14 protein-coding genes are annotated in these 21,466 nt (G+C 42.0%); 10 read left to right on the top strand and 4 right to left on the bottom strand.

Annotated elements, in window-relative coordinates; genetic code table 11:
* Nucleotides 1–70: 70 nt before the first annotated feature.
* The 3 genes from galE to rfbB all read left to right on the top strand — a co-directional run bounded on the left by galE (nucleotide 71) and on the right by rfbB (nucleotide 3,009).
* Nucleotides 71–1,102 carry a UDP-glucose 4-epimerase GalE gene (gene galE / locus AC3ANL_RS03840; RefSeq protein ID WP_488327947.1) on the top strand — a complete coding sequence of 344 codons (1,032 nt, stop codon included), beginning with the start codon at nucleotides 71–73 and terminating at the stop codon, nucleotides 1,100–1,102.
* A gap of 17 nt (nucleotides 1,103–1,119) precedes the next feature.
* Nucleotides 1,120–1,866, top strand: coding sequence for a hypothetical protein (locus tag AC3ANL_RS03845; RefSeq protein ID WP_488327948.1), 747 nt, complete (start codon nucleotides 1,120–1,122; stop codon nucleotides 1,864–1,866).
* A gap of 162 nt (nucleotides 1,867–2,028) precedes the next feature.
* Nucleotides 2,029–3,009 carry a dTDP-glucose 4,6-dehydratase gene (gene rfbB / locus AC3ANL_RS03850; protein ID WP_488327949.1) on the top strand — a complete coding sequence of 327 codons (981 nt, stop codon included), beginning with the start codon at nucleotides 2,029–2,031 and terminating at the stop codon, nucleotides 3,007–3,009.
* 146 nt (nucleotides 3,010–3,155) lie between these two features.
* Here the strand turns inward: rfbB and AC3ANL_RS03855 are convergent, their stop codons facing one another.
* From AC3ANL_RS03855 to glcD, 4 genes are all read right to left on the bottom strand, one after another.
* Entirely contained in the window at nucleotides 3,156–4,367 is a 1,212-nt protein-coding gene (locus tag AC3ANL_RS03855) for an aminotransferase (protein WP_488327950.1), read from the bottom strand.
* Nucleotides 4,364–4,870: an Lrp/AsnC family transcriptional regulator gene (locus tag AC3ANL_RS03860; RefSeq protein WP_488327951.1), complete on the bottom strand. Its 507-nt coding sequence runs from the start codon at nucleotides 4,868–4,870 to the stop codon at nucleotides 4,364–4,366. The genes AC3ANL_RS03855 and AC3ANL_RS03860 overlap by 4 nt, the downstream gene beginning before the upstream one ends.
* Before the next feature lie 506 nt (nucleotides 4,871–5,376).
* Nucleotides 5,377–6,705, bottom strand: a complete 1,329-nt coding sequence (locus tag AC3ANL_RS03865) for a (Fe-S)-binding protein (protein WP_488327952.1) — start codon at nucleotides 6,703–6,705, stop codon at nucleotides 5,377–5,379.
* Complete coding sequence (glcD, locus tag AC3ANL_RS03870; protein WP_488327953.1) at nucleotides 6,702–8,114, bottom strand: glycolate oxidase subunit GlcD; 1,413 nt, start codon at nucleotides 8,112–8,114, stop codon at nucleotides 6,702–6,704. Before glcD ends, AC3ANL_RS03865 begins: the two co-directional genes overlap by 4 nt.
* A 183-nt stretch (nucleotides 8,115–8,297) precedes the next feature.
* On the opposite strand from glcD, the gene AC3ANL_RS03875 reads away from it, so the two are divergent.
* The 7 genes from AC3ANL_RS03875 (at nucleotide 8,298) to AC3ANL_RS03905 (ending at nucleotide 21,206) form a co-directional block, all read left to right on the top strand.
* Nucleotides 8,298–9,161: an HAD family hydrolase gene (locus AC3ANL_RS03875; RefSeq protein ID WP_488327954.1), complete on the top strand. Its 864-nt coding sequence runs from the start codon at nucleotides 8,298–8,300 to the stop codon at nucleotides 9,159–9,161.
* A gap of 153 nt (nucleotides 9,162–9,314) precedes the next feature.
* Nucleotides 9,315–10,214, top strand: coding sequence for an N-acetylmuramic acid 6-phosphate etherase (gene murQ / locus AC3ANL_RS03880; RefSeq protein WP_488327955.1), 900 nt, complete (start codon nucleotides 9,315–9,317; stop codon nucleotides 10,212–10,214).
* Between the two features lie 22 nt (nucleotides 10,215–10,236).
* Nucleotides 10,237–11,091: a MurR/RpiR family transcriptional regulator gene (locus AC3ANL_RS03885; protein ID WP_488327956.1), complete on the top strand. Its 855-nt coding sequence runs from the start codon at nucleotides 10,237–10,239 to the stop codon at nucleotides 11,089–11,091.
* A 116-nt stretch (nucleotides 11,092–11,207) separates the two neighbouring features.
* A complete protein-coding gene (locus tag AC3ANL_RS03890; protein ID WP_488327957.1) occupies nucleotides 11,208–12,569 on the top strand; it encodes a PTS transporter subunit EIIC in 1,362 nt (453 codons plus the stop codon).
* Nucleotides 12,566–13,573, top strand: a complete 1,008-nt coding sequence (locus AC3ANL_RS03895) for a MupG family TIM beta-alpha barrel fold protein (protein WP_488327958.1) — start codon at nucleotides 12,566–12,568, stop codon at nucleotides 13,571–13,573. Before AC3ANL_RS03890 ends, AC3ANL_RS03895 begins: the two co-directional genes overlap by 4 nt.
* A gap of 441 nt (nucleotides 13,574–14,014) precedes the next feature.
* Entirely contained in the window at nucleotides 14,015–16,369 is a 2,355-nt protein-coding gene (locus tag AC3ANL_RS03900; RefSeq protein ID WP_488327959.1) for a bifunctional metallophosphatase/5'-nucleotidase, read from the top strand.
* A 91-nt stretch (nucleotides 16,370–16,460) separates the two neighbouring features.
* A complete protein-coding gene (locus AC3ANL_RS03905; protein WP_488327960.1) occupies nucleotides 16,461–21,206 on the top strand; it encodes an endonuclease in 4,746 nt (1,581 codons plus the stop codon).
* Nucleotides 21,207–21,466: the final 260 nt, after the last annotated feature.

Genomic DNA, 21,466 nt, shown 5'->3' on the forward strand with positions numbered 1-21,466 from the left:
TGTATTTTTTTGGCATGATATTTGGTAATATAAATGTAGTTTGTGCTCAAAAAAAGGAGAGATTAAATCAATGGCAATTTTAGTAACGGGCGGTGCTGGATATATTGGCAGTCATACATGTGTAGAGTTGCTTAAGGCTGGCCACGAGGTTATTATCCTTGACAATTATTCAAATAGTAAACCTGAAGCACTAAAAAGGGTAAAAGAGATTACAGGTAAAGACTTTTTGTTCTACGAAGTTGATTTGCTTGACCGAGAGGGCGTTGAGGGAGTATTTTCGGAGAACCAAATTGAAGCTGTTATTCATTTTGCCGGATTAAAGGCGGTTGGCGAATCGGTTTCGATTCCACTCCATTATTATCATAATAATATTACAGGGACACTTATTCTTTGTGAAGTGATGAAAAAATACGATGTGAAAAACCTTGTGTTTAGTTCCTCGGCCACAGTGTACGGTATGCCGGAAAGAGTGCCGATTTCAGAGGACTTCCCATTGAGTGCAACCAATCCGTATGGACGGACGAAGCTTTTTATCGAGGGGATTTTACGGGATTTATATGTGGCTGACGATGGCTGGAGTATTGCCTTGCTGCGCTATTTTAACCCTATTGGTGCTCATGAAAGCGGCCGGATTGGTGAGGATCCAAACGGAATTCCGAATAATTTAATGCCGTTTATTACTCAGGTAGCGGTGGGCAAATTGAATGAATTGCAAGTGTTTGGAAATGATTATCCAACCGTTGATGGATCAGGCGTAAGGGATTATATTCATGTAGTCGATCTTGCCCTAGGTCATTTAAAGGCATTGGAGAAGATCCTATCAGCTAACGGGGTGGAGGCCTATAATCTTGGAACGGGAACGGGTTACAGCGTTATAGAGATTGTAGCGGCCTTTGAACAGGCCTCTGACGTGAAAATTCCTTATAAAATTGTCGAAAGACGTCCCGGCGATGTGGCCATCTGCTATGCCGATCCATCTAAAGCGAAAAAAGAACTAGGCTGGGAAGCGACACGAGGAATTGCCGAAATGTGCCGGGATTCATGGAGATGGCAGAAGAATAATCCGAATGGGTATGAGTCAGATCCACATTCAGCTAACTAGGAGAAGTGTAAGAATCCATGCCGAAAATGAAAGAAATAAATACACCGTTGAAGTTCATAGGAATTAAATATTATAAAGATGAAGAAGGTCTTTATTATAAAAAGAAAGGGGCCAGTCACCGTAAAGTGGTGAAGAGGCCTTTTTGGAAAAGTAAAAGGGTGGTACTTGGAGTCCCTTTTTTAGTACTTGTTGCTTTTGGTTTTACGGGCTACAAAATCGGTATGAATATGGTTTCAGATAAAGTAGTCAACGAATTATCTTCACAAATACCGGAAAAAGATGTCCAAGAAATATTAAAGGATCCTTCCGTTCAGCAAATGATTGAAACTGAATTGGGCTCTGACAAAAAACAAGCGATTCTGGAACAACAAGGGGTAATACCTGCAAGTCAAGGAGTGGTCCCTGCGAGTCAAGGAGCAGTACCTGCTAATCAAGAGGTATCTACTTCCGTCACTCCGACGGATTCCGTTGTGGGCGAAAGTCAAGTGAGTCCAAATTCACCAACAGAAACGAAGGTACGTCAACAAACACCTGCGAAAAATAATCCAACTTTAAACTTTAAGACGAGACAAGAAGTGCTGAAGTTTTTATTATCGAAGTTTTCCATGGGAGAGCTGACTGAGTTAGCCAAAAAGGCTAAGGGCGGCTTGACACCTGAAGAGAAGAACCAGATTAATGGGATTGTTTTGGCACGATTGTCAAATGAAGAATATAATGCGGTGAAGGTGTTTGCCATCATTGAATTAAGTAAACAGAATCAATAATTGAAGAGGGGAACCTTGGCAGAGCCGGGGTTCTTTTTCTTTTTACAAAATTTTCAATGGAAGAATATTTTCATGTATTTCCTTTATGAGGATATATTTTCCACGGCTCTTATATTAAACTAGTAAATAAATATAGAAAATATTCGGAAAAAGGAGTTCTCTATGAATATTTTAGTAACTGGTGGAGCTGGCTTTATTGGTAGTAACTTCATTCGCTACATGTTGGATAAATACCCGGATTATTTGATTGTCAACTATGATTTGTTAACCTATGCGGGAAACTTGGAGAATTTAAAAGATATCCAAAACCGGAAAAATTATCGGTTTGTCAAAGGGAATGTCACGAACGGTGAGTTGGTCAGTCATGTAGTGAGAACCTATCAGATTAATGTGATCGTGAATTTTGCGGCGGAATCGCATGTGGACCGGAGTATCGTGGAACCGGGGGTGTTTGTGCAAACAAATGTCGTTGGGACGCAGACGTTATTGGATGTGGCGATGGAATTCGGAATAAGCAAGTTTGTGCAAATTTCTACGGACGAAGTGTATGGTTCGCTGGGTGAGACCGGTTATTTTTCAGAGGAGTCGCCGATTTCACCGAATAGTCCTTATGCTGCTAGCAAGGCGGCCGCGGATTTGCTGGTGCACAGCTTTTTCAAAACCTATGGGCTGAATACTAATATTACGAGGTGTTCCAATAATTACGGCCCGTATCAATATCCGGAGAAGTTAATTCCTTTGATGATTACGAATGCTTTGGAGGGCGGCCGGCTGCCGATTTATGGGGACGGCGGGAATATACGGGACTGGCTTCATGTGTTTGACCATTGCAAAGGTGTGGATTTGGTGATTCATTATGGGCGCGCTGGTGAGGTTTATAATATTGGCGGCGATAATGAGTGGACCAACAATGAGATTGTCCATTTAATTGTTGACAAACTGGGTGTATCACGGAAGTTAATTGAATATGTTCCCGACCGGCTTGGCCACGATTATCGTTACGCAAGTGATCCGATTAAGATTATGTCGGATTTGGGCTGGCAGCAAGAATATTCGTTTGAAACCGGGCTGAATGAGACGATTGAATGGTACCGGGAGAATTCTTGCTGGTGGAAGAATTGTAAACGGGTGCACGCTCGTTGATCGAAAAAAGTTGGCAAAAATCGTGGTCACAAAACAAAGGGTCAAACCCCACAACCTCAACCTATCGCTGAACGTTTCTAATAAGCGATTATAAATTGAGTGTTAAACGTGGGGTCAGACCCTTTTGAGCTATCTTTATTTATTTTTTAACGCAATTCAGCATGTTCCGTTTGTTTATCTGCATAAACGCCTTTCGATTCAATAAAGTGCTTGATTCGTTTTAGTGCTTCTTGCAGGTCTTCCATGGAAGTGGCATAGGAACAGCGAATATAGCCTTCACCGCTTTCGCCAAATACATGACCAGGCACAACGGCGACTTTTTCCTGGATCAACAGTTCCTCGGCAAATTGCTCTGAGCTCATGCCGGTGGAACGGATCGATGGAAACACATAAAAGGCGCCGCCAGGAGTATGACAATCGAGACCCATTTGATTGAGGGTTTGGACGACATAATTCCGTCTCCGCCGGTAGCTGTTGCGCATTGCGATGACTTCATCATAGGTATTGCGAAGTGCTTCAATGGCACCATGTTGGAGCATGTGCGGCGCACACATTGTTGTATATTGATGGATTTTTAACATAACCTCCACTAATTCCTTTGGAGCAGCAAGGAAGCCTAATCTCCAGCCTGTCATCGCAAAGCCCTTTGAAAAACCGTTAATTAAAATAGTTCTCTCGTACATCCCTTCGATTGAAGCTACACTGCTAAAGTCCTCATCATAAGACAGTTCTGCGTAAATTTCGTCTGATACGACGAGCAAGTCATGCTTCTTGATGACTTTTGCAATTTCAATCAGCTCGTCTTTCGTTAACATACTACCTGTCGGGTTGTTTGGTGAACATAATAAAATTGCTTTTGTTTTTTCAGTAATGGCGGCTTCGATTTGTTCGGATGTGACCTTAAAGCCATTTTCCGCCGATGTGGAAACCGGCACAGGTTTACCGCCTGCGACAGCCACCAAAGGTCCATAGGAAACGAACGCTGGTTCGACAATCAGGACTTCTTCCCCTTGGTTTAAAATGGCCCGAAAGGCAAGGTCAATCGCCTGACTTGCTCCAATTGTTACAATAATTTGATTTCTTGGGTCATACAGAACCCCAAATCTTCTACTTAAATAGGCCGTGATTTCTTCCCGTAATTCCAGCAGCCCTGCGTTTGCCGTATAAGAAGTAAAGCCTTGTTCGATTGATAAAATGGTAGCTTCACGAATGCTCCAAGGTGTGATGAAATCAGGTTCACCGACACCGAGCGAGATGACACCCTTCATGCTGGCAGCAAGATCGAAAAATTTCCTTATCCCTGAGGGCTGCAGTTCTTTAGCTGTTTGGGAAAGGTAGTGAGTTATCTCATGTTTCATGGTGTAACCACCATCCTGCGGTCTTTATCATCGTTACCACTGATAAAACTTACGCCATCATGTTTGTATTTTTTTAACATAAAATGAGTGGTTGTCGAAATCACGTTTTCAATTGTCGATAATTTTTCTGATACGAAGTTCGCGATTTGATTCATAGATTTTCCTTCTACGGTGATCGATAAATCGTAGGCACCGGACATGAGATATAAGGAAGTGACTTCAGGAAAACGACTGATTCTTTGCGCAACTTCATCGAAGCCGACGCCGCGTTTTGGAGTCACTTTGACATCGATCATGGCAATGACGCTTTCTTGTCCTTCGACTTTGCTCCAGTTAATTAAGGTTGGGTAGCTCATAATAATGTTTGCTTTTTCTAATTTTTCAATCGTAGATAGAACGGTTTCTTCCTTGCACATGGCCATTAAGGCGATGGATTCTACCGGTAATTTATGATTCTCTTCTATAATTTTTAAAATTTCAATTTCTTCACTACTAAGCTGCATGTATGCGGCCTCCTTAACTTTCTTTGCCGATCAGTTTTTCAGGCGTAAGTGATGTAAGCCTATCGATTCGACAAGTTTCTTTATTGATGATTTTAATCCTATTTGTAGTGTCTGTCACGTAATGTTGAAGAAATTTTGTATTGTTCTGAAAAAAAGATGAGGAATGTCCTATATAAACATATAATTATGCCCGTGGGAGTCCTAAAAAATGCCGCAATGGTCATAAAAAAACATAATTATGCCCTTGGGAGCATAAAAAATGCCGCAATGGTCATAAAAAAACATAATTATGCCCGTGGGAGCATAAAAAATGCCGCAACGGTCACAAAAAAACATAATTATGCCCTTGGAGGTCCTAAAGAATGCCGTAACGGTCATAAAAAAGCATATTTGTACCCTTCGAAGCCCTAAAATCCCCAAAATGGTCACAAAAGCATAAAAAAGCTCAAGTTTCAGAACTAAAAGTGTTCTGAAACTTGAGCTCCAAACTCTTCCATTAATCATAGTTACTTCGCCTTCACGGCTTCCGCTAATAAATCGACGATATGGACAGCTCTCATTTTAGTTGACAAGCCCTCCCGCTCAATTCCAAGCTGCATCTGCAACAAGCAGCCAGGATTAGCTGTAACAATAGCGGTCGCATGGGTCGCTTTGGCTTGAACCATTTTATAGTCGAGCATCACCATCGACGACTCGGACTCAACAATATTATAGATTCCGGCCGATCCGCAGCAACGATCCGCCTCTTTCATCTCTTGATAATGCACCCCTTGAATCGATTGCAGCAAAATTCGTGGTGCAGAAGCGGTTTTCATCACATTGCGGAGATGGCAGGAGTCCTGATAAGTAATCACCTGCGCCGGAAGCTCCAATTTAACCTTTTTATGAAAATCAATCGCGACTAATATTTCAGAAATGTCCTTAATTTTATCCTTAAATGCCTTTGCACGATCCCGCCATTCAGGGTCATCCTTTAGTAAATGGTCATAATCAACCAGAAAAGCACCACAGCCACCGGCATTGGTAATGATAAAATCGGCTCCCATATCTTCAAAGGCAGCGATATTCCGTTTGGCCAGCTCTTTAGCGGCATCTTTTTCACCACTATGACCATGAAGAGCCCCGCAGCATGCCTGGTCTTTCGGTATGACGATTTCACAGCCGGCTAACTGAAGCAGCTTCATCGTGGCATCGTTGGTCTTCATGAACATCGTATCCATTAAACAACCGCTGAAAAAAGCAACCCGGTGAACTTTTTCGACCGCAGCTGGCAAAAATTCAGGCCGATTTTTCATCTCTTTCATCGTTGGAACGGCCGGCAAAACCTTTTCCATTGTTTTCAAATTTGCAGGCAAGAGGCCTAAAAAGCCAATTTTCCGAGCAATCGTTTGAATTCCGGAACGCTGATAAAACCCGAGAAGGCCAACCGTCTGCCTCATCCGTGACTGGTGAGGGAATAGCCCTTGAAAAACCGTTTTTCTTATAGCCCGTACTGGTAAGGAGTGCTTCTTGTTTTGATTGATAATATCGCGTGCATCTTCCAATAAGTGGCCATAATTCACACCGGAGGGACATACGGGTTCACAGGCCCGGCAGCCGAGACAGAGTTCGAGTGAACGCTCAAAATCTTCATCCGGTTCAATCACTCCATCGACAACCGCTTTCATTAACGCAATTCTGCCTCGAGGGGAATGTGATTCTTTATAGCCTGATTCAATATAGGTTGGGCATGTTGGCAGACAAAAGCCGCAGCGCATACAGTTTAACAATTCATCTTCGTTCATTCGTTCTTTAAATTGTGCTTGGATTTTTTCCTGTTCAACCAATGTTGTCATCTTGTCACCACCACACGTTTCTTGCTGTCTTTGGCAAATACTTTCCCTGGATTCATGATGTTATTCGGGTCAAAGGCCTGCTTAATTCCTCTCATGGCCGCAATGCCTTCTTTTTTCAGCTTCCATTCAAGGTATGGGGCCTTCATGGCGCCGACCCCGTGTTCGCCGGTAATCGTTCCGCCTAGGTCAATGGCTCTTTCAAAAATCTCAGCAAAGGCCTTTTCGACGCGTTCCATTTCTTCATGATCTCTGGCGTCCGTTGCGCAGGTAGGATGAAGATTCCCGTCTCCGGCATGACCAAAGGTACAAATCGTCAGTTGATATTTTTCGGTAATTTCATTGATGGCTGTTACCATATTGGCAATTTCCGACCTTGGCACTGTCGCATCCTCAAGAATCGTGGTTGGTTTTAACCGGGCAATCGCAGACAGAGCGGTCCGCCGTGCTGTTGTCAGGGCATTGGCTTCCGCTTCGGAAGCGGCAATTTGAATCGATACAGCCTGTTCCTGCATACACACTTCAGCGATTTTTTTAATATCCCGTTCGACGACCTCAGCAGGGCCATCTTGCTCAATAATCAGAACCGCTTGGACATCGGTAGGCAGCCCGATTTGCGCAAATTCTTCCACCACTTTTAATGTCGGCTGGTCAAGGAATTCCAGCGTTACCGGAATGATTTTATTGGCAATTATCGCAGATACCGACTTGGCGGCAGCATTGAGATCTTGATAAAGAGCAAGCATGGTCTTCCGGGTTTCCGGCATTGGAATTAATTTCAGTGTAGCTTCCGTAATCACACCGAGTGTACCTTCTGAGCCAACAAACAGACGTGTTAAATCGTAACCAGCGACATCCTTTGCCAGCTTTCCTCCGGTTCGGATGATATCGCCATTCGGCAAAACGATTTCGAGGGCGATGACATAATCCCTTGTGACACCATATTTAAGACCGCGTAAGCCGCCCGAGTTCTCATTGATGTTCCCGCCAATCGTCGAGATTTTCATGGAGCTGGGATCAGGCGGATAGAACAGCCCTCTTTCCTCAACGGCATGGATCAAATCCAGCGTGACCACACCCGGCTGAACCGTGATTGTCAGGTTTTCCTCATCAATTTCAAGGATTTTGTTCATATGTTTAAAAAGAAGGACAACTCCGCCCTCGGTCGGACAGGTGCCGCCGCAGAGATTCGTGCCGGAGCCCCTTGGTACAAGAGGTACCTTATGTTCATTACAAACCTGTAAAATCTGTGAAATCTCTTCCTTGTTGCGCGGACTCACCACCGCATCCGGCATGGATTGGAAGTTTGGTGTCGCATCATATGAGTAAACTAAGCGCTCCGTTTTGGAATCAGCAAAGTTTTCTTTGCTTACAATGGATAGCAGTTTTTCTTTTACTTCAGGTAAAAGCATTGTGTTTCCCCCATTCCTAAATTAAAACTCTAGTTATTTCTTATCCTTCTTGTGGAAAGGTAACGAAGAATGCAAACGCTTAAAAAATAGGCATTTAAAACTGTATGGATATGATTAATTTGAAATGATATTTCATTAATCGTATAATAATTATAAAATAATAATTCAAAAGGGGCAATACAATTGAAATATCCACTACTAGCGACTGATTTGGATGGGACATTATTAAATGAACAAAAAGAGATTGATCAAGAAACAATTGAAGCCATTCAAGAATATCGGAGCAGAGGAGGGAGGGTTGTGATTTGCAGCGGCCGTTCCCCACTGTCAACCAAGTGGATTGCCAAAACCATTGGTCTACAGGATGAGCCAATTATTGCTTATAATGGGGCAGTTTTGCTTGATGAGAAGGGGCAGGTAAGCGCACAGGCTAATTTTCAGCATGAATCCCTGTTGAGTTTTTGGGAATTATGTGAGGCAGACGGTATCTATGCCCATTTTTATGAAGGCGATACACTCTTGGTCCCAAAGGTCAATAAGTGGAATGAGAAATGGATTGAAAATAATATTCCACTCTTTGAACAAACAGGGGGCAGTCCAATTGATTGTGAAGATTTTCGGGGAAGATGCCAGGTCAAAGTAATAAAGGATTTTTACGATTACATTAAAACCCATCAACCGCTGATTACCAAAATTGCGGTATTTGATGATGATGCTAGGCTCTCTGATTTTTCAGAACGAATTATGACACATGGTGTAGAGATGGAAATTACCAGCAGCCTCAACTATCTTAATCTTGAAATTTCTCCGAGCGGGATCACAAAGGCGTCGACACTGTTAAAACTTACCGAGCAGCTGGGTATCCCCATCTCGAAAACGGCCGCGATCGGAGACAACTATAATGACTCGCTTATGCTTTCGATGGCAGGTCTCGGTGTTGCGATGGGAAATGCCCCGGATCAAGTGAAAGAGGCAGCGGATCAGGTAACCGGGAAGAATAGTGAAGCAGGAGTCGCACAAGCGATCCGCCGTTATTTACTTGAATAAGGATGAATCATGTTGGTAATAACCCTTATCGATTTTTTAAAATAACATTTCATTATTTTTATAAATTTATTGAATTAATATTTTAACAGGAATATAATAAGTATACGGTAACCGTTTACAACATAGAAAAAACTAACAGGAGGAGACGATAGAATGGAAGAAAATCTTGAACACTTAACAACCGAATCGCGAAATGAACTTTCCTTACAAATTGATACAGCTAATCCGCTTGAAATATTACGAATTATGAATGAGCAAGATCAACTGGTAGCCCTCGCCGTAAAAGATGTCTTACCCGATGTGGAGGCCGCCGTTCAGTTTGTCTTTGAATCCTTTCAAAAGGGTGGACGTCTCATTTATCTAGGAGCAGGGACCAGCGGGAGACTAGGCGTTCTTGATGCAGTCGAATGCCCGCCTACTTTCAGCACCGATCCTGAAATGGTTCAAGGAATTATCGCGGGAGGAGACGGCGCATTCGTAAAAGCGGTCGAAGGAGCAGAGGATGATCCGGATCTCGGTGTTAGCGATCTGAAAGAATTGAAGCTAACTAAAAATGATACAGTTATTGGCATTGCTGCCAGCGGCCGGACACCATATGTGATTGGGGCACTTCGGTATGCCCGCAGTATTGGAGCGAAAACAGTTGCTCTTTCATGTAATAAAAATACGGCGATAAGTAAAGAAGCTGATCAGCGTATTGAGGTCATCGTCGGTCCAGAGGTATTAACTGGTTCAACTCGTCTGAAAGCAGGCACAGCTCAAAAAATGGTGTTGAATATGATTTCAACCTCTTCGATGATTCTGTTGGGAAAAGCGTATGAAAACCTGATGGTAGATGTTCATGTCAGCAATCAAAAGTTGAAGGAACGCGCCATTGGGATTATTCAAAAAATCACCGGTGTTTCATACCAACAAGCTTTGGAGACATTAGAAAAAGCAGACTTACAAGTCAAAACGGCGATTGTCATGATTAAGACGGACACATCAAAACAAGAAGCAGAAAAACGATTAAATGAAGTAAATGGATATGTAAAAAAGGCGATTACTAATTAGTTGCGATAAGGTGGTTACGAATGTGGCAGCAGGCGGTTTAAAAATGATTCAAAATATGCTTGAACAGCTTCCGGCTTCGGAGCGGAAAATTGCGCAATTTATCCTTGAAAATCCGCAAAGTATTTTAAATAATACAGTCAATGATATTGGAACCCAAGCAAATACGAGTGGTGCCGCCGTTATTAGACTGTGCAAATCATTGGGTTTAACGGGTTTTCAAGATTTAAAGGTACGAATTGCTGGGGATTTAGTGAAGCCTGCAGAACAAGGATATCGGGATATCGAACCAGGTGAATCCTTTTTCTCCATTGTTCAGAAAACAACAAGCAATAGTATCCAAACCATCCGTGATTCCGAGGAAATCATCAATTATGATGAATTGGAACGAGCTGTCCAAACTCTATCGTCTGCTCAAAATGTTCATTTTTTTGGCATTGGTGCTTCCAATATCATTGCCAAGGATGCTCAGCAAAAACTGCTGAGAATTCAAAAAAATGCAACCGCTTTTACTGATACTCATTTGGTGGCGACATTAATTGCCAATGCCAGTAAGGATGATGTGGTGTTTGGCATCTCTCATTCCGGTGAAACGCAAGAGGTCATTAAAGTAATGACACTCGCGAAAGAGCGTGGAGTGAACACAATCAGTTTAACGAAATACGGCCAATCTACTGTCTCGTCCCTAGCAGATAATAAGCTGTTTACCTCTTATTCAGGGGAAGCACCGTTTCGAAGTGCGGCCACATCATCACGTCTTGCCCAGTTATATATGATGGATATTTTGTTTTTGTCGATGGCGACGGTTCAATATGAACATACGATCCGCTCGATTGATCAAACAAGGGAAGCCATTCGGTTTATGAAAGACGGAAAATAACTTTCAGGGGGTGATGTGAACACCAAGATGGTTACTTTTTAAAAACAGTGCTATGGGGGCAATACATTAGGGCTAGTGAAAAAAATCCATAATCAACAGAGAGAAGGGGAATAAGGATGGCTGGAGAAGATAAAAGATTAGCCAAAGAAATTCTTGAACAATTGGGCGGTTCGGCAAACGTTAGCAATTATACACATTGTATGACAAGACTTCGTGTCACACCGAAGGATGAGTCCATTGTCAACAAGGCTGCCATTAAGAAAATAGATGGGGTTCTCGGATTTGTTGAAGCAGATACACTTCAAATTATCATTGGACCGGGAAAAGTAAATACTGTAACGGAAGAGTTTGGTAAGTTAGTAGAAAGCTCAGGTGAGTTTAACTTAAAAGAAGCGGCAGCTAGTAATAAAGCAGAAATCAATAAAAAGAATGCCACTCCATTTAAGATGTTTTTACGAAAAATTGCTAGTATTTTCATCCCTTTAATCCCGGCCCTTGTGGCATCAGGTTTAATTACAGGGATCACAAAAGCGATTATTCAAGCTGGCTGGCTTGCTGCTGATTCTCAGCTTGCGACGATTCTTTCCGTAATTGGCGGCGGATTATTCGGTTACCTGGGTATTTTAGTTGGTACCAATGCTGCAAAAGAATTCGGCGGATCACCAGCACTTGGTGCGATTGCCGGTATCTTAATCATTAACCCAGCAGTTGCAGGAATCAAATTGTTTGATACAGCGTTACTTCCAGGACGCGGGGGCTTAATCGGAGTTTTATTTGCCGCTATTTTCATTGCCCTTGTCGAAAAACGAGTTCGCCGTTATGTTCCACAATCGCTTGATCTATTTATCACACCAACGGTTGCTTTATTGGTTACTGGTATAGTTACGTATCTTGTCTTTATGCCGCTTGGTGGTTTCATTTCAGATGTCATCACAAAAGGATTAACGTCTTTACTCGATATGGGTGGTGTCGTGGCTGGCTTTGTCCTTGGGGCAACGTTCCTTCCACTTGTTGTTACGGGCTTACATCAAGGCTTAACACCAATCCACCTCGAGTTAATTAATACAACTGGCATTGACCCGCTTCTTCCAATCTTGGCTATGGGTGGCGCTGCACAAGTAGGTGCTGCGTTTGCGATTTACTTTAAAACCAAGAAGAAAGGCTTAAAAAGAGCGATTGGCGGGGGTCTTCCTGCAGGAATTCTTGGGATTGGGGAGCCGCTTATCTTTGGTGTAACGTTACCATTAGGCCGTCCTTTCTTAACCGCTTGTTTAGGGGCAGGTGTCGGCGGTGCCTTCCAAGCTGCGTTCCATGTAGCAACAATTGCTGTAGGTGTATCTGGTTTACCACTTGCTTTCCTTGTAGTTTCAGGTCAGGTTCTTCTTTATCTATTAGGTGTTTTAATTTCTTATGCAGCAGGTTTCTTGTTTACTTATCTATTCGGTTTCAAAGATGAGATGGCTGGTGAATTTGATTGATCGGTATTTCCTTCTATTTAAACGATCCGTTAGCTGAGGAGCGGATTGCTTTGGCAGGAAAGCAGGGTGTGAAGCGGGCATTTACCTCGCTTCACATTCCAGAAGAATCAGGTGATTTAGCCAACCGCGCCAAAAAACTACTTCAAACAGCTAAAGACGTTGGGATAGAAGTCTATGCAGACGTATCGGCAAGAACGCCTGCTCACTTGGGATTGAATAGCTTAGTTGAATTAAAATCCTTAGGAGTAATCGGTCTCAGGCTGGATGATTTTTTTGAACATGAAACCATTTTGAATTTGGCGAAGGAATTCAAACTTGCCCTGAATGCCAGTATTTTATTTGAAGAAGATATTCGTGCACTAATAGATGGCGGATTAAACGCGAGTCAATTACTAGCGTGGCATAATTTTTATCCAAGGCGTGAAACGGGATTAGCGGAATCCTTTTTTCAATCGCAAAATGAACTTTTTAAACAGTATGGAATTCCGGTTAGTGCTTATATTCCAGGTGATGGGGAAAAACGCGGTCCTTTGTTTGAGGGTCTGCCAACCTTGGAGGCACATCGTCAGGTTGAGCCATTTCTCGCTGCACTGGAATTGGACCGGGCAGGTGTCGAGGGTATCTTTATAGGCGATCCAGAAGTGAGTGAGAACCTTCTAAAAAGATTAATAGACTTTGACCAGCATCAACGTGTTTCAATTAGGATTAAAGGATTTCAAGAAGGGGAGTTCCGGCTCCGGCCTGATTTTTCCCGAGATGTCTTAAGGTTTATGGACACGAGGAGTTCTGAGCGGGTAGTCCCTGAAAATACTACAGCGCGGTCAATTGGAACCATTACCACAGATAACGACCACTATGGCCGCTATCGCGGCGAGGTACAAATTGCCATTCGTGATTTACCTGCAGATGAACGAGTCAATATTGTGGGGAGGGTTGTAAAAGAGGATTTACCTCTTCTTTCCCTGCTCAAACCAGGTCAAAGGATAAAGTTAATACAAGTCTAAAACGGAACTGCCTCCTCTTTTCGATGGGGCAGTTTTTATTATGATATAGGAAAAGTGTCGAGAAATAAATAACAACAATAACCAAGATTGCAATTATATTAACAAGGTCAAAAGTTTGATAGGTAAGGAGTTAAAAGAACCTGCCACATCTAGTAGATGGGCTGGTTTTTAGCTGATAGAAAGCATAAAAATTGATTGAATTTTCAGAATTTAACTAACAAAAAAGCTATACTGGTTTGAATTATTAATAAGTAATAATTTTTGTGAAGAAATTGTAAAATTTAGATAATTTCTTGTAATATATAGAATTTTGACATAAACCCATATAAACTTGTAATTAGTTGTATATACCTAATTGGAAGGTGAGGGAGATTTTAGGAAAATTAGTGTTTTTAAATTGGTTGGTAATTTAAAGATTAAAGATTGGGAGGGGAAATTTCTGTGAATATAGTATTAAACAGATCAAAGAAGTGGATTAGTATGGCATTGACAGCGATTATATTGGTCGCAATGTTATTACCACTTAATGCAGACGCAGCCCCAGTATCTTTGGCAAAGTGGGATTTCAGCAAGGGAAACCTAACTGCAACTTCGGGTACACCTGCGAATGCTGACAAGACTTTGTCTGCAACAGGGGCGAAAATTTCAGCAGCGTATGTTGGTGGACCTACTAAAGGGATCCAAGTTCCAAATGCAAAACCTTGGACAGCGAATCCTAGCTTTTGGAAAGTGTCTATTTCCACAAAAGGCTATCAAAATATTACTCTATCATCTATACAAAGGAGTTCAGGATCCGGACCAAGAGATTTTAAGGTTCAATATAGTTTAGACGACACGACATGGGTGGATGTTCAAGGTGCTTCCGTAACTTTAGCAGCGAACTGGACAAGCGGGGTATTATCGAATACAGCATTGCCTAAAGAGGCAAATGACCAAGACTTAGTCTATGTTAGATGGTTAAAGAGCTCAGACACAGCAGCAAATGGCAATCCTATTGCTTCCGGCGGAACAAGCTACATGGGTGAAATCGAGTTTAATGGTGAAGTCCTTTCTGCTCAAGAACCACAACCAGCAGAAAAGTATACACTGAACATCATGCACACGAATGACTCGCATGCCAACATTGATAATGCTGCTAAAAAAATGACTGCCATAAAATCAGTTCGTGCAGAAAAACCTGATGCTTTACTTCTTGATGCAGGGGACGTATTCTCTGGAACATTATATTTCAACGAGTATAAAGGATTAGCAGATTTAGAGTTTATGAACTTAGCTGGCTATGATGCTATGACGTTTGGTAACCATGAGTTTGACCTAGGGACTGGAACGTTAGCAAACTTTGTTAAAGAAGCGAACTTCCCATTTGTAAGTGCGAACGTAAACTTTACAAATGATGCAAATTTACAATCCCGTTTCCATAATGACGTTACAACAGCCAGCCCAGTGGCCGGTGAAATTTACAACGGCATAATTAAGGTTGTAAACGGTGAAAAAATTGGTATTTTTGGTTTGACAACTGCCGAAACGGAGACTATTTCAAGTCCTGGAGCAGGAGTTAAATTTGAAAATTATCTGCAAGAAGCACAAAAATCGGTTGATGCCCTAAAAGCACAAGGTGTTAACAAAATTGTTGCCTTAACACATATCGGTTATGATGACTCACTTGCGTGGGACAATGACTTAGAATTAGCGAAACAAGTAGAAGGAATTGACATAATTGTCGGCGGCCACTCTCATACAAAGCTGGATGCACCTAAGATTGATCAAACGGGCGATGAACCGACTGTTATTGTTCAAGCCAATGAATATAACAAGTACTTGGGTACTTTGGATGTAACCTTTGATGCAGAAGGTAAAGTAATTATCCCAGAAACAACTGGTAAATTACTCGATATTGCCACATATACAGAAGATACAGCTACAGCTCAAATCTTAAACACAAAATACAAACCAGCAATTGATGAAAAGAAAGCTACTGTGGTTGGTACAGCTGCTGTTGATTTAATAGGCGGAAATCCTTCTGCACGTGTAGGTGAAACCAACCTTGGCAACTTCATTGCCGACGGTATGCTTGCAAAAGCAAAAACCATCAATCCGGATACTGTCATTGCTTTCCAAAATGGCGGTGGAGTTCGTACAACTCTTAAGGCTGGTGACATTACGTTAGCCAATGTATTTACCGTCCTACCATTCGGAAATGCTTTGGGGATCATGGACTTAAAAGGTGACGAAATTAAAGCTGCCCTAGAATACAGTGTCAAAGATGCTCCGACTGCATTTGGGGGATTCTTACAAGTATCAGGGTTGAAATTCACGTATGACAGCTCTAACCCAGTTGGTTCAAAAGTACAAACGATTGAGGTAAAAGGTCAAGATGGAAGCTACACAGCATTAGATCTTACTAAAAACTATTCTGTTGCCACAAACATCTTTACGGCTAAAGGTGGAGATGGATACACAGTGTTTGCTAAAGCATACGCAGAAGGCCGTGTTAGTGAACCAGGGTTTGTGGATTGGGAAATGTTCAATGACTATATTGCAGCACAGCCAAACAAAACGGTTAATGCGCAAGTTGAAGGACGAATCGTTAACCTTGCTCCACAAACCATTCCTGCCGCTTCATTCAGCGGGACAGAAGCAAATCCAAAGGTATACCACGGTAATGTGATTGTTGATGTAACAGGTGTAGCAAAACTTGAGTATGCAACTGTAAAAGGTAACCTTACTCTTAAAGGCGACACTGGTGTTGAGCTTTCAAACGTAACAGTAGAAGGCGATACAATTTTTGAAGACTAATTTAAGTGTACATTCCTCCAGCTGATTAACTGGAGGAATGTACACTTAAATCTAAGCCCCAAATATTTACCCAATCAGGAGGTGCAAGTATTTGTCTAGGAAAAATAAAAAGAAGTTTAATATTATCCTTGTAGCAATCATGCTTATCAGTATGGTATTACCAAACTTTTATATCAATTCGGCAACCGCAGCCACAAAAGCTGCCGATCTCTTCATTTCTGAATATATCGAAGGCAGCAGCTTTAACAAAGCAATTGAGGTTTATAATGGGACAGGCGCTGATGTGAAATTAAGTGAATACACACTAGAGCTTTATGCCAATGGTGCAACAACAACTACCCTCAAACTAGCTCTGTCAACTGATGCAAACGCGAAACTTGCAAATGGATCGACCTTTGTAATTTCACGTAGTGATGCAGATGCCGCTATCGTGGCAAAGGCAAATCTATTGGATTCAGCAAAAACGGTGATCAACTTTAATGGTGATGACGCGATTGTTTTAAAACATAATGGAAACATCATCGACGTAATTGGAAAAGTGGGCGAAAGACTCAATTGGGGAACAACAGTTAAAACGATTGATCAAACCCTCGTTCGTAAAAGCTCTATTACCTCTGGTGATAGTAACCCAGCAGACGCATTTGATCCTGCAATCGAATGGGACAACATGGGTAAAGATGTATTTACCTATCTTGGTTCCCACACAATGGATGGCGGTTCTTCACCAGGAGAAACGAAGGCAGCCAATGTAACAGCTTCTCCAGCAGCAGGTGCTGTGGCAGTTGGAACGCCCGTTACGTTAGCAACTGATACGGCTGATGCTAAAATTTATTACACTATTGATGGCACTGAGCCAACTGCAGCAAGCACAGAGTACAAAGCTCCAATTGTCATTAATGCAGATACGACCATCAAAGCAATTGCAGTAAAAGCGGGCCTAGAAAACAGCGATATTGTAACACTTGCTTATACCATTTTACAAGTAAGCACTATTGCTGAAGTTAGAGCAATGGCTTTACAATCAAACGTTCAAACGAGTGGTGTTGTTACGGCTGTTTTAGGAAGAGCGATTTACTTTCAAGATACTACAGCCGGACTAGTGGCTTACACTCCAACTGACAGCACAACGATTCAACCAGGTGATAAAATTACAGTATCGGGTAAACTAACGGAATATTCGACATTGCTTGAAATTGAAGCAAACCACGAAAATATTGTTGTAACAGGTAAAGAGGCAGTCCCAGCCGCTGAACTATTAAAAGCTGCGGATCTTCAAGAAAGTAAAGAAGCGAAACTTTTAAAAGTTAAGAATGTGACAATAGGTGCATCCTCTGGCGGTAACTATACAGCAACCGATGCTGATGGGACAAGTTTCCAAGTTCGCCCGCCAAGCTCTACTATGCTGACTACTGGAACAACCTATGAAGAAATTACTGGCGTTCTTAGTGCCTTCAATGGGGTGTACCAATTAATTCCACGTAATGAAGGCGACATCATTCAAGATTCAAGTATTGTCCAATCTGTTATCGCTACTCCAGGAGCTGGAATGGTGAAATCAGGGACTGAAGTCACTTTAGAAACGGGTACAGCTGGTGCAACCATTCATTACACAGTGGATGGAAGTGTACCGACTGCAGCAAGTCCAGCTTTCACTCAACCAATCGTGATTACTAAAGCAACAACGATTAAAGCCGTTGCCGTGAAATCTGGCATGACCAATAGTCCTGTTGCCACATTTGACTATGTAATCCAAGATGGTGCGATCCACGTTTATGATATCCAAGGTAAATCTCATACATCTATCCTTAACGGTAAAACTGTAACAGATGTAGAGGGTGTTGTTACGTATATTGATGGAACAAGTCGCTTTTTCATTCAAGACCTGCAAGGCGATGGAGATCCTAACACATCTGATGGGATTCTAGTATTTAAATCTGCTCACGGTGTAGCCATTGGCGACCGGGTGAAAGTAACAGGTAAGGTATCAGAATACTATGGTGAAGGTTACGCTGAAAAAGCTACTACCGACTTAACGATTACAGAAATTGAAGCAACGACCATTACGAAAAATGGAACAGCTTCCCTTCCAGCGCCAATCAAACTTGGTGTTGACCGAATTGCTCCAACAGAAATCATTGATAATGATCAATTTGCTGCCTTCGATCCTCAAGAAGATGCGATTGACTTCTGGGAAAGCCTTGAAGGTATGTATGTACAAGTAGATGATGGAAAAGTCATTGCGCTTCAAAAAGATGGATTGGTTTGGGTGGTTCCTGGAACGTATCCAACCAATGTAAATCCTGGCGGTTTACGCATTACGGCTACTGACACGAACCCAGATCGGATTGGGGTCGATGTAAGAAATGGCTCGACAGCCAATAAATCTTACAGAGCAAAAATGGGTGACTATTTTACGGGAGCAATTAAAGGTGTTGTGAACTACGGTTACAGCAATTTTAAAGTGATGACCCAAGAATCAAGTCTTCCAACATTAACAGAAACACCAATCGTCCGCGCCGCAACTAAAATAACACCAGCAGCTGACAAGTTAACGGTTGGAACGTATAACGTTGAGAACTTCTCAACCGCGACACCTGATGCAAAAGTGGCCAAAATTGCTGATGCTATTGTAGCAAAAATGAAAAGTCCTGACATTATCGGCTTAAACGAAATCCAAGATAATAACGGTGAAACCGATACAGGTGTAGTGGATGGAACACAAAGTGCACAAAAAATTATTGATAAAGTTAAAGCACTTGGCGGACCAACCTATCTTTATACTGAAATAGCTCCAGTCAACAATCAAGATGGCGGGGCACCGGGCGGAAACATTCGTGTTGCGTTCCTTTATAATAAAGATCGTGTTTCTTTAACAACAGGTGCACCAAAAGGTACATCAACACAAGCAGTTGGCTTTGATAATGGAAAGCTTACCCTAAACCCTGGACGGATTGATCCAACTAACGCTGCGTTTAGTTCAAGCCGTAAGCCACTAGCGGCTCAATTTGATTTCCAAGGCCAAAGCATCATCGTGGTGGCTAACCACTTTAACTCTAAAGGCGGAGACCAACCGTTATTTGGAAAAAATCAACCACCAGTCTTAAGCAGTGAAATTCAACGTCATAAGATTGCAACGATTGTTAATAACTTCGTTAAAGATGTGAAAGCAAAAGATGCCAACGCAAACGTTGTCTTACTAGGAGATTTTAATGATTTTGAATTCACGAAAACGTTAGAAATCGTAAAAGGCAATGAATTAACTAACATGGTTGACCGCGTTCCTGCAGATGAACGCTATAATTACTCTTATCAAGGTAACGCCCAAGAATTAGATCATGTTTTAGTTACGAACAATATGCTAGCTAATACAACTGTCGATATCTTACACATTAACTCTGGATTCATGGAAGAGCACGGACGTGCAAGTGACCATGATCCAGTGATTATTCAAACCCAATTAAAAGCTGCGGGTGGAGAGGTTTTACCACCAGTTACAGCACCAGCAGATACAAAAGTTTACAACTTAAATGGCTTCAAAACGAAGAAATTAACCGTAAACAATGCGGCTGCTAATATTACTATAGATGCAGCTTCTGTCATCACAGAAGGAATTGTTTTAAAAAGTTCCTACGCCAAGCTAAATGGTGAAGGCTTAAAGAACACGGTTATTACGCTTAGCCCAACCTCACCAGGTGCTGTTATTGACTTTGGCGGTGTGACGGTTAAAGAGGTCATTATCGACAATGCCAATATCGGCCAAATCAGAGGCGTTGAAAAGGTTCAAAAGTGGACAGTGAAAGACGGTGTTGACCCATCTGGCATCAAATTTACAAATGTGGATGGATTGGTTCTTCCGTCTCCTGTATCTGCACCAAAGGTTAATCAAGCGCCAGTGGCAGCCGTACCGCAACAAAATGTTTCAACTCAAGTGGGTACACCAGTCTCCATTAATTTAACGGGTCTCTTTGTGGACCCAGATGGTGATGCCTTAACGTATACATCGACGGTTGGAACGATTCAGGGAACAACTCTTACGATTCCAACTCCACTAGAAGGAACTTTTATGGTAACCGTAACGGCGAGTGACGGTGAGAAATATGCTAGTTCTTCCTTTATTATTACTGTAACAGCTGCACCGGCCAACAATGTTGAAGCCTATTACCAAGCAGCTGCTGGAAAAACAGGTACTGATCTAAAGCTAGCCTTACACAATATCATTAAATCACAAACAAAATTAACGTATGCCCAAGTGACGGAAGCGCTAAAGAAAACGGATGAAGATCCAAACAATCCAAATAATGTGATACTGCTTTACACAGGGCGTTCACAAGCAAAAACGACCTTCGGTTCTGGTGTAAATGACTGGAATCGAGAGCATGTTTGGGCAAAATCACACGGTGATTTTGGAACAAGTGTAGGACCAGGAACAGACATTCACCATTTACGACCAACGGATGCCTCCGTAAATAGTACACGCGGACATTTGGATTTTGATAACGGTGGCAAGTCTCAAGGGGAGTGTGCAGATTGTTATTACGATGGTGATTCTTTTGAGCCGCCTAATCGGGTAAAAGGTGATGTTGCCAGAATGCTCATGTATATGGATGTTCGTTATGAAGGGGACGGCGGAGAGCTCAACCTTGAGTTAGCGGACAAGGTCAACACGTATCCAACACCATTCCATGGCAAGAAATCTGTCCTACTGCAATGGAGTAAAATGGATCCGCCAGATGCTTTTGAAAAGCATAGAAATGATGTGATTCAATCCATTCAAGGCAACCGCAATCCTTTTATTGATCATCCAGAATGGGCAGACTCAATTTGGCCTGCAAGTTAATAAAAAATTCATGTTAAGAGGCTAACCAAGTATAGGTTTGGATTCATTATGGAGCGTTTTTATAAGGGTGACACGAATACCGTAACAAATTTAAAAAACGATAAGATCAATTGGTCTTATCGTTTTTTTATGATTGATTTTACATGTTTGGTATTATTGATGTCTGTTGTCCCTTCTAAAAATTTCCTGAATGGAAACGTAATCAGTTTAATTTGATCATTTCATCAATGAAATTTAGAGTATAATAGGAAAATGGATAA

The organism is Neobacillus sp. DHD-1R (assembly GCF_057747995.1).

What these genes read in the sequence shown, in the direction of transcription:
- galE (WP_488327947.1), top strand. Translation starts at nt 71, where the DNA reads ATGGCAATTTTAGTAACGGGCGGTGCTGGATATATTGGCAGTCATACA.
- AC3ANL_RS03845 (WP_488327948.1), top strand. Translation starts at nt 1,120, where the DNA reads ATGCCGAAAATGAAAGAAATAAATACACCGTTGAAGTTCATAGGAATT.
- rfbB (WP_488327949.1), top strand. Translation starts at nt 2,029, where the DNA reads ATGAATATTTTAGTAACTGGTGGAGCTGGCTTTATTGGTAGTAACTTC.
- AC3ANL_RS03855 (WP_488327950.1), bottom strand. Translation starts at nt 4,367, where the DNA reads ATGAAACATGAGATAACTCACTACCTTTCCCAAACAGCTAAAGAACTG.
- AC3ANL_RS03860 (WP_488327951.1), bottom strand. Translation starts at nt 4,870, where the DNA reads ATGCAGCTTAGTAGTGAAGAAATTGAAATTTTAAAAATTATAGAAGAG.
- AC3ANL_RS03865 (WP_488327952.1), bottom strand. Translation starts at nt 6,705, where the DNA reads ATGACAACATTGGTTGAACAGGAAAAAATCCAAGCACAATTTAAAGAA.
- glcD (WP_488327953.1), bottom strand. Translation starts at nt 8,114, where the DNA reads ATGCTTTTACCTGAAGTAAAAGAAAAACTGCTATCCATTGTAAGCAAA.
- murQ (WP_488327955.1), top strand. Translation starts at nt 9,315, where the DNA reads ATGGAAGAAAATCTTGAACACTTAACAACCGAATCGCGAAATGAACTT.
- AC3ANL_RS03890 (WP_488327957.1), top strand. Translation starts at nt 11,208, where the DNA reads ATGGCTGGAGAAGATAAAAGATTAGCCAAAGAAATTCTTGAACAATTG.